A 13485-nucleotide genomic window follows, 5' to 3' on the forward strand; every position below is an offset into this window, starting at 1 on the left:
TAGAGTTTTTCGGCCTGAATTGCACGTTTTCCGGGATTCAAATGCCGGTTTTGGCTTCCCGCTTCAGCCGTTCGATCGCCATCAGCACACGCTCCGGCGTGGCCGGCGGGTCGAGGCGCGGGCAGATCTTGTGGCCGGCAACGCTCGCCACTGCGTCCGACAGCGCATGCAGCACCGAGATTGCGAGCGGAAAGGGCGGCTCGCCGACCGCCTTGGAGCGGTACACCGTCGGCTCGCCTGCTTGCGCCCAGTCGGCCAAAGTCACATTAAAAATCTTCGGCCGGTCCGACGCGAGCGGGATCTTGTAGGTCGATGGCGCATGGGTGCGCAGCCGCCCCTTGTCGTCCCACCACAGTTCCTCCGTCGTCAGCCAGCCCATGCCCTGGATGAAGCCGCCCTCGATCTGGCCGAGGTCGATGGCGCGGTTCAGCGAGCGGCCGGTTTCGTGCAGGATGTTGGTGCGCTCGACGACATATTCGCCGGTCAGCGTATCGACCGAGACTTCCGAGCACGCGGCGCCATAGGCGAAATAGTAGAAGGGATGCCCCTCGCCCTTGTCGCGGTCCCAATGGATTTTCGGCGTCTTGTAGAAACCCGCCGCCGAAAGCTGGATGCGCGCCATATAGGCCTGCCTGACGAGATCGGCGAAGGCGATCTCCTGGTTTCCGATGCGCACGCGATTGGGCAAGAACAGCACCTGGTCGCGCGGTACCTGGTATCTCTCGACGGCGAAATTGATCAACCGGTCCTTGATCTGGCGGGCGGCATTCTGCGCCGCCATGCCGTTGAGATCGGAGCCGGAAGACGCGGCGGTGGCCGAGGTGTTCGGCACCTTGCCGGTCGTCGTCGCGGTGATCTTGACCTGATCGAGGTCGATCTGGAACTCTTCCGCCACGACCTGCGCCACCTTGACATAGAGGCCCTGCCCCATCTCGGTGCCGCCGTGGTTCAGATGCACCGAACCGTCGGTATAGACATGCACCAGCGCGCCGGCCTGGTTGTAGTGGGTGGCGGTGAACGAGATGCCGAACTTGACCGGCGTCAGCGCCAGTCCGCGCTTGATGAAGCGGCTGTTGGCATTGAAAGCATCGATGGTGCGGCGGCGCCTCGCATAGTCGGAACTCGCCTCCAGCTCGGCGACGATGCGGTGGATGATGTTGTCCTCGACCATCTGGTGATAGGGCGTGATGTTGCGGTCGCTGGTGCCGTAGAAATTCTTCTTGCGGATTTCGAGCGGGTCCTTGCCGACGGCAAACGCGACTTCGTCGATGACGCGCTCGGCGCCGACCATGCCTTGCGGGCCGCCGAAGCCGCGAAAGGCAGTGTTCGATACCGTGTTGGTGTAGAGCGGCGCCGATTGCGCGTGCACCGCCGGCCAGAAATAGGTGTTGTCGCAATGGAACAGCGCGCGGTCAGTGACCGGGCCGGAGAGGTCGGCCGAGAAGCCGCAGCGCGCCGCGAACATGAAATCTACGCCCAGAATATTGCCCTGGTCGTCGAAGCCGACCTCGTAGTCGACGAGGAAATCGTGGCGTTTGCCGGTGGCGATCATGTCGTCGTCGCGGTCAGGCCGGATTTTCACGGCCCGATGATGTTTCTTCGCGGCGATAGCGGCCAATGCCGCAAACTGATTGCCTTGCGTTTCCTTACCGCCGAAAGCGCCGCCCATCCGGCGGATTTCCACCGTCACCGCATGGCTCGGCACACCCAGCGCATGGCTGACCATGTGCTGGATTTCGCTCGGGTGCTGGGTCGAGGAATAGATGGTGACGTCGTGGTCCTCGCCGGGGATGGCCAAGGCGATATGACCTTCGAGATAGAAATGCTCCTGGCCGCCTATGCGCATTTTTCCCTTCAGCCGGCGCGGCGCCGCATTGATCGCAGCCGCTGCATCACCGCGCTTCAGCGTCAGCGGGGGCGTGACCAGCTTATCTTTCCGGGGATCGAGCTCACCGACATCGGCGACGAACGGCAATTCCTTGTATTCGACCTTGGCCAGCCTCGTTGCACGGCGCGCCTGCTCGCGGGTTTCGGCAATGACGCAGAAGATCGGTTGGCCAAAGAATTGCACCTTGCCGTCGGCCAGCACCGGCTCGTCGTGACGGCCGGTCGGCGAAATGTCGTTCTCGCCTGGCACGTCGCTCGCCGTCAGCACGTCGATGACGCCGGGTGCCGCGCGCACCGCCGATAGGTCCATGCTGGTGATGGTGGCATGCGTCGCCGTCGAAAGCCCAAGGCAGCCGTGCAGCGTGCCGGCCGGTTCCGGCATGTCGTCGATATAGACGGCCGTGCCACTGACATGCTTGTGCGCGGAATCATGGCGCTGGTCGGTGGCGACGCCGCCGGCGATTTTTTGCGCCTTCAGGTTTGGGGTGGCGTGCTTGTTCATCATGCCGCCTCGTGCCGTGATACCTGGATCGGCGCCCGGGTGCCGGTGGTTTCGGCAAAGAAGCGCAGCAGCAGGTTGCGCGCCGCCAGCGCCCGGTATTCGGCGCTTGCCCGCATGTCGGTTAGCGGCGTGAAATCGCCGGCATACGCGGCCATCGCCGCCTCGACCGTCGCTTCCGTCCAGGGCTTGCCAAGCAATGCCTTTTCGACGCCAAAGGCTCGCTTCGGCGTTGCCGCCATGCCGCCATAGGCGATGCGCACATCCGCCACCGTGCCATGCTCGGCGAGCTTCAGGAAAAACGCGCCTAGCGCTGCTGTGATGTCTTCGTCGCGGCGCTTGGTGATCTTGTAGACGGCAAATTTCGTCTCGCTACCTGGCACCGGAACATGCACGGCCTCGACGAATTCGCCGGGCTGCCGGTCCTGCTTGCCATAGGCGATGAAAAACTCCTCTAGCGGGATCGTTCGACGCTTGTCGCCGCGGCGCAGCGTCAGGCGGGCACCGAGTGCGATCAGCGGCGGCGGCGTGTCGCCGATCGGCGAACCGTTGGCGATATTGCCGCCGATGGTGCCCATGTTGCGCACCTGATCGCCGCCGATGCGGTCGAACAGCGGGCCGAGCGCCGGGATGCGTTTCGCCAGTGTCGAGAAGGCTTCGCTATAGGTGACACCGGCGCCGATCGAGACGACGCCCTTGTCCTCGGAAATCCCGCACAGACCATCGAGATTGCCGATGAAAACCGCCGGCGCAATATCGCGCATGTGCTTGGTCACCCAAAGGCCGACATCGGTCGAACCCGCGACGATAGTGGCGCCCGGCTCCTTGACGAGTACGCTGGCCAGATCGTCGGCATTGGCCGGCACGATCAGCCGCTTGTTGCCGGAGCCGATCTCGATGCGCGAACCGTCCTTCATCGCTTCGAGCTTGGCCGTGACTGCCTTGCGCTCCGCCGCCAACGGATCCTTTGCCGCCGTGCCGTAGCTGGAGATGGCACGTGCGGCGCGCATGATCGCCTCGTAGCCGGTGCAGCGGCAGAGATTGCCTTGCAGCGCCTTTTCGATGGCGGCGTCCGACGGCTCCGGCGCCCGCATCCACAGAGCATAAAGCGACATGACGAAACCCGGTGTACAGAAGCCGCATTGCGAGCCGTGGAAATCGACCATGGCCTGCTGCACGGGATGCAGTTTTCCTGCGTCGCCGCGCAGATGCTCGACGGTCACGACATGCGTGCCGTCTAGCGAGCCAAGGAAGCGGATGCAGGCATTGACGCTTTCATAGACCAGTGTTCCACCGGAGAGCCTGCCGACCAGCACCGTGCAGGCGCCACAGTCGCCCTCGGCGCAACCTTCCTTGGTGCCGCGCAGCGAGCGGTCGAGCCGCAGCCAGTCGAGCAGGGTCTGGTCCGGTGCAACCGTGCCGAGCGCGACGTCCTCGCCATTGAGGATGAAGCGGATTTCGTTGCGTGTCTTGATCCCTGCCATCTCAGCTTCCCCGGTAGGTCGAATAGCCGTACGGCGACAGAAGCAGCGGCACATGATAGTGCATCGGCTCGGCCATACCGAAGCGGATCGGCACATGGTCGAGGAAGGCCGGTTCCGCCAGTTTTGTCCCTTGCCCGCGCAGATAATCGCCGGCCGCAAAGACCAGCTCGTATTCGCCGGTGCGGAATTCAGCGCCGGCAAGCAGCGGAGCATCGCAACGGCCGTCTTGATTGGTGACGACCGTTTTCAGATGCGTCCGGGCCTGACCGTCAAGATGATAGAGCTCGATCGACAGACCGGCCGCCGGTTTGCCGGCCGCAGTGTCGAGGACGTGGGTCGTCAGGCGCCCGCCTTCGGCTTTCGACGTTTCCGCCACTGGCTGCTCCATTCCCTGAACGGTCGAACACTATTCATGAATTGTGCGCCAATTAAAGGCGATGCATAAGTCCCGGTCGAGCGGAGCGCGACAAAAACACTTTCAAAAATTTCGGGGGAATGCGCAGGCACTCCTTTCGACTATCCTGATTACAATTTCCGGCAGGAGCGAGAATGCGTTACGAACGAGACATGCGCGGCTACGGAGCCAATCCGCCGGATCCGAAATGGCCCGGCGGGGCGCATGTCGCGGTGCAGTTCGTCGTCAATTACGAAGAGGGCGGCGAGAATTGCGTCCTGCACGGCGACAAGGCTTCGGAGGCTTTCCTGTCGGAGATCGTCGGCGCCGCGCCCTGGCCCGGCCAGCGCCACTGGAACATGGAATCGATCTACGAATACGGCGCCCGAGCCGGCTTCTGGCGATTACTGCGCCTGTTCAGCGAGGCACAGGTGCCGATCACCTGCTATGGCGTCGCCACGGCCCTGGCACGTTCGCCCGACCAGGTTGCGGCGATGCAGGAGGCCGGCTGGGAGATCGCTTCGCACGGGCTGAAATGGATCGACTACCGCGACCATACCCCGGAAGACGAGCGCCGCGACATGGAGGCGGCGATCCGGCTGCATTATGAGGTGACAGGGGCGCGGCCGACCGGCTGGTACACCGGCCGCACCTCGATCAACACGGTGCGGCTGGCGGCGGAAGAGGGCGGCTTCGACTATGTGTCGGATACCTATGACGACGAGCTGCCCTACTGGTTCGAGCACGTGGTGCCGGATGGCACGGCGAAACCGCAGCTGATCATACCCTACACGCTCGACGCCAACGACATGCGCTTTGCCACGCCGCAGGGCTTCAATTCGGGCGACCAGTTTTTTGCCTATCTCAGGGATAGTTTCGATACGCTCTATGTCGAGGGCAAGGCAGGGCGGCCGCGTATGATGAACATCGGCCTGCACTGCCGCCTGGTCGGCCGGCCGGGCCGGGTCGCGGCACTGAAGCGCTTCATCGACTACGTCAAATCGCATGACAAGGTCTGGCTGGCACGACGCATCGACATTGCAAAACACTGGCAGGAGACGCATCCGTTCCGGTTGCCGGCGCTGCGCCCGTCGAAAATGGAATTCGAGGCCTTCGTCCACACATTCGGCGGCGTCTTCGAGCATTCGCCGTGGGTTGCCGAGCGCGCTTATGAGCTGGAGCTCGGCCCGGCCCATGACAGTGCCGGCGGCCTGCACAATGCGCTCTGCCGCGTCTTTCGCGCGGCAAGCGAGGCCGAGCGGTTTGCTGTGCTCAATGCCCACCCCGATCTTGCCGGAAAACTGGCACAGGCCAAGCGGCTGACGGCGGAATCGTCGAGGGAACAGGCTTCGGCAGGGCTCGACGCGCTGACCGAGAAGGAGCGCGAGCTGTTCGCAAAACTCAATGCCGCCTACGTCACCAGTTTCGGTTTCCCCTTCATTATTGCGGTGAAAGGAAAGACCAAGGCGGAGATCCTGGCCGAGTTCGAGGCGCGTATCGGCAACAGCCACGACGTCGAATTCGAAACCGCCTGCAGACAGGTCGAGTGCATCGCGCTGCTTCGTCTCAAGGACATGCTTCCGCAATAGGCTTTGGCTGCCGCCATGGGCCCTGGCTTCCGCAACAGGCTTGAATTTATGGATATGATGAAAATGGCCGAGCGAACCTATTATGCGCCGCAGGGCGGACATCCCGGCCAGAGTGAATTGCTGACCGGCCGCGCTGTGTTCACACAGGCCTATGCGGTCATCCCCAAGGGTGTGATGCAGGACATCGTCACCAGCGCCTTGCCGTTCTGGGATAGGACACGCGTCTGGGTGCTGTCGCGGCCGCTATCGGGTTTTGCCGAGACGTTTTCGCAATACATCGTCGAGCTCGCGCCCGGCGGCGGCAGCGACCGCCCTGAGCTTGACGCCGCCGCCGAAGGTGCCCTGTTCGTAGTCGAAGGCGAGCTATGCGTTTCGCTTGCCGACAAGAAACATAGCTTAAGGCCGGGCGGCTTTGCCTACCTGCCGCCGGCGAGCGGGTGGACGGTGCGCAATGAAAGCGGTGCCGCCGTCCGCTTTCACTGGATCCGCAAGACTTATGACGCAGTCGACGGCATCGACCAGCCGCAAGCGTTCTTCGCCAACGAACAGGAAATCGCGCCGACGCCAATGCCGGGTACCGAAGGCCGATGGACGACGACGCGCTTCGTCGATCCGGCCGACATGCGCCACGACATGCATGTCACCATCGTCACGCTCGAGCCTGGCGCGGTCATTCCCTTCGCCGAGACGCACGTCATGGAACACGGGCTCTATGTGCTGGAGGGCAAGGCGGTCTACCGTCTCAACCAGGATTGGGTCGAAGTCGAAGCCGGCGACTATATGTGGCTGCGCGCCTTCTGCCCGCAGGCTTGTTATGCCGGCGGGCCGGGCAAATTCCGCTATCTCCTCTATAAGGACGTCAACCGCCACGCCAAGCTTGGCAGCGCCGGCGTCGTGAGACCCACACCATGACCCGCATCGTCGCGCAGCCGCTGACCCGCGAGAATTTCGCCGAATTCGGCGACGTCATCGATATGGGCGGCGACAACCATTATCCGATCAATGGCGGCAAGGCTGAGCGCTACCATGACCTCGCCACGGCGGAAGCACGAGGGCCGAATGCGCGCGTGCTGATCTCGATGGTGCGTGGCACGCCCTATGAGCTGCCGTTGAAGCTTACCATGGTGGAGCGCCATCCGTTTGGCAGCCAGGCCTTCATCCCGCTGTCACCACGGCCGTTCCTGGTCGTCGTCTGCCATGACGGCGAAGAGGGCCCGGGCGAGCCGCATGCCTTCATCACCGCGCCCGGGCAAGGCATCAACTATCCGCGCAATCTGTGGCACGGAGTGCTGACGCCGATCGGCGATGTCCAGGATTTTGTGGTCGTCGACCGCGGCGGCGACGGCTCCAATCTCGAAGAGTGCCATTTCTCGCACGCCTACGAGATCGATCTTCCCGACGGGATTAGATGATGACCGACATTTCGCTGATCGACCGACTGCTCGACGTCATCGAGCACGACATCGTGCCGAAGACCGTCGAAGGCGTCGCGCACGGCAATAAGCTGTTCGGCGCGGCGATCCTGCGCAAGGACGACCGCTCGCTGGTGCTTGCCGAAACCAACAACGAGACCGAAAACCCGCTCTGGCACGGCGAGGTGCATTGCCTGAAGCGCTTCTACGAAATGCCTAAAGCCGAACGCGTCGACACCAAGGACGCTATCTTTCTTGCCACGCACGAACCCTGCTCGCTCTGCCTGTCGGCGATCACCTGGACCGGCTTCGACAATTTCTTCTATCTGTTCAGCCACGAAGACTCGCGCGACAGCTTCGACATCCCGCACGATTTGAAGATCCTGAAAGAGGTCTTCACCCTCGATCCCGGCGGTTACAATGCCGAGAATGCCTATTGGAAGAGCTTTTCGATCCGCAAATTGGTGCGCTCGCTGCCCGATGCCGAGCGCGAGCGGCTGGAAGCGCGTATCGGCGCAATATCAGCGCGCTATGACGAATTGTCCGCCGCCTATCAAGCAAGCAAGGCCGAAAACGACATACCGCTGAATTGACGCGGATTGACCAGCCGAATTCGTTGACTGGCCCATGACGCGCTCTCACGGGCTCCATCATCTGGCGCTCCTGGAGTTCGCCCGCATGAAAATCGTCACTGAATTCCCACGAAAGATCGTCGAATTTCCGGATATGGGGATCATCATGCCGGACGGCTGCCGGCTGTCGGCGCGGGTGTGGATGCCGGCCGATGCTGCCGACGATCCAGTGCCGGCAATCCTCGAACACCTGCCCTATCGCAAGCGCGACGGCACGATCTATCGTGATCAGCTGACGCATCCCTATTTTGCCGGCCACGGCTACGCCTCGATCCGCGTCGACATGCGCGGCAATGGCGATTCCGAAGGGCTGATGGACGACGAATATTCCGAGCAGGAATTGCAGGACGCTTGCGACGTCATCGCCTGGGCGGCGGACCAGCCCTGGTGCAACGGCAATGCCGGCATGATGGGCATTTCGTGGGGCGGCTTCAACTGCCTGCAGGTAGCAGCCAAGCAGCCGCCGGCGCTGAAGGCGGTCATCAGTCTCTGTTCGACGGTCGACCGCTATGCCGACGACATCCACTACAAGGGCGGCTGCCTGCTGATCGAGAATTTCGGCTGGGCCTCGACCATGCTGTCCTATTCGTCAAGGCCGCCGGATCCGTTGCTGGCCGGCGACAACAGATGGCGCGACCTGTGGCTGACCAGGCTGGAGAACCAGCCCTTCCTGGTACCGCTGTGGCTAAAGCACCAGCATCGCGATGCCTATTGGAAGCGCGGCTCGATCTGCGAGGACTATTCCGCCATCCATGCCGCGGTGCTGTCGATCGGCGGCTGGCATGATGGCTATCGCAATACGATTTCCCATCTCGCCGTCAATATCGAGGCGCCGGTCAAGGGCATCGTCGGCCCGTGGATCCACAAATACCCGCATTACGCCGCGCCCGAACCGCGCATCGGCTTCCTGCAGGAGGCCTTGCGCTGGTGGGACCGCTGGCTGAAGGATATCGACACCGGCGTCGAGGCCGACCCCGCCTACCGCGCCTATGTCATGGACAGCGTGCGTCCGGCGCGCTGGCATCCCGAGCGCCCGGGCCGCTGGGTCGCTGAATCGGAATGGCCGTCACCCAACATCAAGACCCAAGAGGTTGAGCTTATCGCTGAAGGTAACCACGCTATCGTCGCTTCGCCGCAAAGCTGCGGCCTCGCCGGCGGCGAATATTTCCCCTTCACCTTCGGCCCGGAACTGCCGGGTGACCAGCGCCCCGACGATGCGCTGTCGGTGTGCTTCGACCAGCCGGTGCTGACCGAAACGGTCGACATTGTCGGTGCTCCCGAAGTTGTGGTCAGCGTCTCGTCGGACCGGCGCCAGGCGAACATCGCGGTTCGGCTGTGCGACGTCCATCCGGACGGGGCATCGGAGCTGATCTCGTACGGCGTGCTCAACCTGACGCATCGCAACTCGCACGAATTTCCCGAAGCGCTGGTGCCCGGCGAAACCGTCAGCGCCCGGGTGGTGCTCGACCAATGCGCCTATCGCGTGCCGGCCGGCCATCGCTTGCGCGTTGCCGTTTCGAACGCCTACTGGCCGATGATCTGGCCGTCGCCGGAGCCGGTCCGGCTGGAATTGTCGGCCGCGACATTGATGCTGCCGGTGCGCCCGCCAGCGACAGGCGACGAGGTCACCTTCCCCGCTCCCGAAGGTGCTGCGCCCTGGGCAACGGAGACGCTTCGGCCCGCCAATTCCGAGCGTCATGTCGATCGCGACGAAAAGACCGGAATGATTACGCTTTTCATCGTCGACGATTTCGGTGAGGTGCGCGACCTGGGGCATGGCCTCGCCAATGGCAGCATCGCCAGAGAGACATGGGCGATCCATCCCGACAATCCGCTGTCAGCCTCGGGCAAGACGCATTGGACCCAGACGCTGTCGCGAAATGGATGGTCGGTGCGCACAGAAACCTTCGCCGAAATGCGGTCCGACGCGCAAAGCTTCGTGGTTAGCGCCAGAATCGAAGCCTACGAAGGCGAGAAACTCGTCTTCGAGCGCAACTTCGAGGAGAAAATCCCGCGCGCACTGCTTTGAGCGCTTATAGCGATTGGTCCAATTGCGACGCACGATTTACGCCACGGCATGTCGCATTCGGTCTTGCTTACCGCTTTCCCTTACGGTCATTATTCTCCCGATAGAAATGAGAAAAACGACCATAAGGTCGGACCAACAGAGTGAGGAACTCAACATGTCGAACGAACTGGAATATCTGAGCCGGCGCGTTGCGTCCGGCAAGCTGAGCCGTCGCGATTTTCTCGGCCGGGCCGCAGCGCTCGGCGTCACCGCAACCTTCGCCAATTCGCTGCTTTCCGGTGCAGCACGCGCGGCGGGTCCGGTCAAGGGCGGGACGCTCAAGGCTGGCCTGGTCGGTGGCGAGTCCACCAACAGTCTCGATCCGGCGCTGTTCATGACGCAGGTGCCGTTCGCCTTCGGCAAGATGTGGGGCGAACTGATCGTCGAACTGTCTCCCGAAGGCAAGCTCGAGAACCGCATTGCCGAGGAGATCGGCTCGTCGGACGACGCCAAGACCTGGACGCTGAAGATCCGCGATGGCGTCGAGTTTCACAACGGCAAGAAGGTGACCGCAGAGGACGTGGCCGCCACCCTCGAACGCCATTCGGACGAGAAGTCGAAATCCGGCGCGCTCGGTTACATGAAAGGCATCGAGAGCATAAAGGCCAGCGGCAAGGAAGTGGTGCTGACGCTGAAGGAGCCGAATGCCGACCTGCCCTATCTGCTTAGCGACTATCACCTGATCATCCAGCCGAACGGCGGCAAGGACAAGGCCGATGCCGGTATCTCGGCGGGTCCTTACAAGGTCACCACCAACGAGCCCGGCGTGCGCCATGGCGGCGAGCGCTTCGCCAATTACTGGCAGGGCGACAAGATGGGCCATGCCGACCAGATAGAGATCATCGTCATCAACGACGCCACGGCCCGCACGGCGGCGCTGCAGGGCGGCCAGGTCAACATGATCAACCGGGTCGAGCCGAAGATCGTCGATCTGATCAAGCGCGTGCCCGGCGTCACCATCCGCAACCATTCGGGACCCGGCCACTACGTCTTCATCATGCACTGCGACACCGCGCCGTTCGACAACAACGACTTGCGGATGGCGTTGAAGCTGGCGATCGACCGCGAGGAGATGCTGAACAAGGTGCTGCGTGGCTATGGCTCGCTCGGCAACGACTTCCCGATCAATGCATCGTACCCGCTATTCACCGAGATCGAGCAGCGCAAATACGATCCCGACAAGGCCAAGTTCCACTACAAGAAATCGGGCCATGACGGTGCCGTCCTGCTCCGGACGTCGGACGTCGCCTTCCCCGGTGCCGTCGATGCCGCACAGCTGTTCCAGCAAAGCGCGGCCAAGGCCGGCATCAAGCTGGAGATCAAACGCGAACCGGGCGACGGCTACTGGTCGGAAGTCTGGAACAAGCAGCCCTTCTGCGCCTCCTACTGGGGCGGCCGGTCGACGCAGGACCAGATGTACTCTACCGCCTATCTGTCGACGGCCGACTGGAACGACACACGTTTCAAGCGTCCGGATTTCGACAAGATGGTGCTGGCGGCTCGCGCCGAGCTCGACGAGGCCAAGCGCAAGGCAATGTACCACGACATGGCTGTGATGGTGCGCGACGAGGGCGGCTTGATCCTGCCGATGTTCAATCAGTTCATCGACGCGACGGGCGCCAAGGTCGCCGGCTGGGTGGATGATCCGCATCAGGAGTTGATGAACGGATATGCTCTGGCCAAGTGCTGGCTCGAAGCCTGAGCCCGGCCTTGCGGATATGTCCTCACCCATCGTGAAACTGGTGGCCCAGCGCATTGCGCTGGGCATTCTGCTGCTGTTGGCCGTTTCGGTCCTGATCTTCGCCGGCACCCAAATCCTGCCCGGCGACGTCGCGCAAGCCATTCTCGGGCAGTCGGCGACACCGGAGTCGCTCGCCAATCTGCGCGAGCAGCTCGGCCTCAATGATCCCGCTTACATTCGTTATTTTCGTTGGCTCGGCGGCATCCTGACCGGTGATCTCGGCACGGCAATGTCGAGCGGTCAGGATATCGCAACCTCGATCAAGGGAAGGCTGTGGAACACGCTGTTCCTCGCCTTCTGGGCGGCGATCGTCGCGGTGCCGCTGGCGATCATCCTCGGCCTGATCGCGGTGCGCTACCGCAATGGCTGGGTCGACAAGCTGATCTCCGGGTTAGCGCTCGCCTCGACCTCGTTTCCGGAATTCTTCATCGGCTATGTGCTCGTCTTTTTCTTCGCGGTGCAACATCAATGGTTTCCCGCCATTTCCACGGTCTATGACGGGATGCCTTTCGGCGAACGCATTCAGGCCATAGCACTGCCGGCGGCAGCGCTGACCCTGGTGGTGCTCGCGCATATGATGCGCATGACGCGCGCTGCGATCCTCAATGTGATGCAGTCCGCCTATGTCGAGACCGCCGAACTCAAGGGGCTTTCGGCCTTCGCGGTCATCCGCAGGCATGCCTTCCCCAATGCCATCGCGCCGATCATCAACGTCGTGATGCTCAATCTCGCTTACCTGATCGTCGGCGTCGTCGTCGTCGAAGTTATCTTTGTCTATCCAGGCATGGGCCAATACCTCGTCGACCACGTCACCAAGCGTGACGTGCCGGTGGTGCAGGCGGTCGGGCTGATCTTCGCCGCTGTCTACATCAGCCTGAACATCATCGCGGACATAGCGGCGATCGTCGCCAATCCGCGCCTCAGACATCCGAAATGAGGGGGGCGGGTATGCTCGTCATCAAACGCATCCCCATCCCGGCATTGGTCGGCATCGTGCTGACGGCGCTGTTCGTGCTGGCAGCGATCTTTGCGCCGTGGATCGCGCCGCATGGCAATGCCGAGATCGTCAGCGACGTCCCTTGGGAACCGATGTCGGCGGCGCATTGGCTGGGCACCGACAATCTCGGCCGCGATCTGTTGTCGCGCATGATCTATGGCGCCCGCATCACCCTGTTCATCGCGGTGCTGGCGACCGCGCTGTCGTTCTCGCTCGGCGCCATCCTCGGCTTCTCGGCGGCGGTTTTCGGCGGCTGGTTCGACACGCTTCTGTCGCGTCTCGTCGATCTCCTGATGTCGATCCCGACGCTGATCATGGCGCTTGTGGTGCTGTCGGTGCTGCCATCCAATCTGGTGACGCTGATCCTGGTCATGGGCGTTCTCGACTCGACCCGCGTCTACCGCCTGTCGAGGGCGGTCGCCGTCGATATCAACGTCATGGACTATGTCGAGGCGGCCAAATTGCGCGGCGAAGGCAGCGGCTGGATCATCTTCCGGGAAATCCTGCCCAATGCGCTGTCGCCGCTGGTTTCGGAACTCGGCCTGCGCTTCATCTATGCCGTACTGTTCCTGTCGACGCTGTCCTTCCTCGGGCTTGGCGTGCAGCCGCCGGACGCCGATTGGGGCGGCATGGTCAAGGAAAACAAGGATGGCATCGTCTTCGGCATAGGCGCCGCCCTCATTCCGGCGGCGGCGATCGCAGCGCTGGCGATTTCCGTCAATCTCGTCGCTGACTGGGTGCTCAACCGCACGACAAGCCTGAAGGGAGGACGCGGGTAATGG

Annotated in this window: 11 protein-coding genes; 8 read left to right on the top strand and 3 right to left on the bottom strand. The window is 62.6% G+C overall.

Annotation, left to right across the window (positions count from 1 at the left end):
- Window positions 1–37 precede the first annotated feature (37 nt).
- From xdhB to uraH, 3 genes are read right to left on the bottom strand one after another with little or no spacing between them, the layout of a single operon-like run.
- Window positions 38–2389, bottom strand: coding sequence for a xanthine dehydrogenase molybdopterin binding subunit (gene xdhB / locus NKI41_RS03985; RefSeq protein WP_352681573.1), 2352 nt, complete (start codon window positions 2387–2389; stop codon window positions 38–40).
- Window positions 2389–3870, bottom strand: coding sequence for a xanthine dehydrogenase small subunit (gene xdhA, locus NKI41_RS03990; protein ID WP_352681522.1), 1482 nt, complete (start codon window positions 3868–3870; stop codon window positions 2389–2391). Before xdhA ends, xdhB begins: the two co-directional genes overlap by 1 nt.
- Window position 3871: 1 nt before the next feature.
- Window positions 3872–4246, bottom strand: coding sequence for a hydroxyisourate hydrolase (uraH, locus tag NKI41_RS03995; RefSeq protein ID WP_352681524.1), 375 nt, complete (start codon window positions 4244–4246; stop codon window positions 3872–3874).
- 173 nt (window positions 4247–4419) lie between these two features.
- Between uraH and puuE the strand changes: the two genes are divergently transcribed.
- From puuE to NKI41_RS04035, 8 genes are all read left to right on the top strand, one after another.
- The gene (gene puuE, locus NKI41_RS04000) at window positions 4420–5853 is read left to right on the top strand and encodes an allantoinase PuuE (protein WP_352681526.1); all 1434 of its coding nucleotides are present in this window, start codon (window positions 4420–4422) and stop codon (window positions 5851–5853) included.
- Between the two features lie 63 nt (window positions 5854–5916).
- Window positions 5917–6765 carry a bifunctional allantoicase/(S)-ureidoglycine aminohydrolase gene (locus NKI41_RS04005; protein WP_502896444.1) on the top strand — a complete coding sequence of 283 codons (849 nt, stop codon included), beginning with the start codon at window positions 5917–5919 and terminating at the stop codon, window positions 6763–6765.
- Window positions 6762–7265: an ureidoglycolate lyase gene (locus NKI41_RS04010; RefSeq protein WP_352681530.1), complete on the top strand. Its 504-nt coding sequence runs from the start codon at window positions 6762–6764 to the stop codon at window positions 7263–7265. Before NKI41_RS04005 ends, NKI41_RS04010 begins: the two co-directional genes overlap by 4 nt.
- A complete protein-coding gene (locus NKI41_RS04015; RefSeq protein ID WP_352540356.1) occupies window positions 7265–7858 on the top strand; it encodes a nucleoside deaminase in 594 nt (197 codons plus the stop codon). Before NKI41_RS04010 ends, NKI41_RS04015 begins: the two co-directional genes overlap by 1 nt.
- Before the next feature lie 85 nt (window positions 7859–7943).
- Entirely contained in the window at window positions 7944–9926 is a 1983-nt protein-coding gene (locus NKI41_RS04020; RefSeq protein ID WP_352681533.1) for a CocE/NonD family hydrolase, read from the top strand.
- A 154-nt stretch (window positions 9927–10080) separates the two neighbouring features.
- Window positions 10081–11667, top strand: a complete 1587-nt coding sequence (locus tag NKI41_RS04025; RefSeq protein ID WP_352681535.1) for an ABC transporter substrate-binding protein — start codon at window positions 10081–10083, stop codon at window positions 11665–11667.
- Between the two features lie 16 nt (window positions 11668–11683).
- On the top strand, window positions 11684–12643 hold the full coding sequence (locus NKI41_RS04030) for an ABC transporter permease (RefSeq protein WP_352469849.1): 960 nt from the start codon (window positions 11684–11686) through the stop codon (window positions 12641–12643).
- 11 nt (window positions 12644–12654) lie between these two features.
- A complete protein-coding gene (locus NKI41_RS04035) occupies window positions 12655–13482 on the top strand; it encodes an ABC transporter permease (RefSeq protein WP_352469848.1) in 828 nt (275 codons plus the stop codon).
- The last annotated feature ends 3 nt before the right edge of the window (window positions 13483–13485 follow it).

The organism is Mesorhizobium sp. M0601, from assembly GCF_040320845.1.
Taxonomy (GTDB): domain Bacteria; phylum Pseudomonadota; class Alphaproteobacteria; order Rhizobiales; family Rhizobiaceae; genus Mesorhizobium.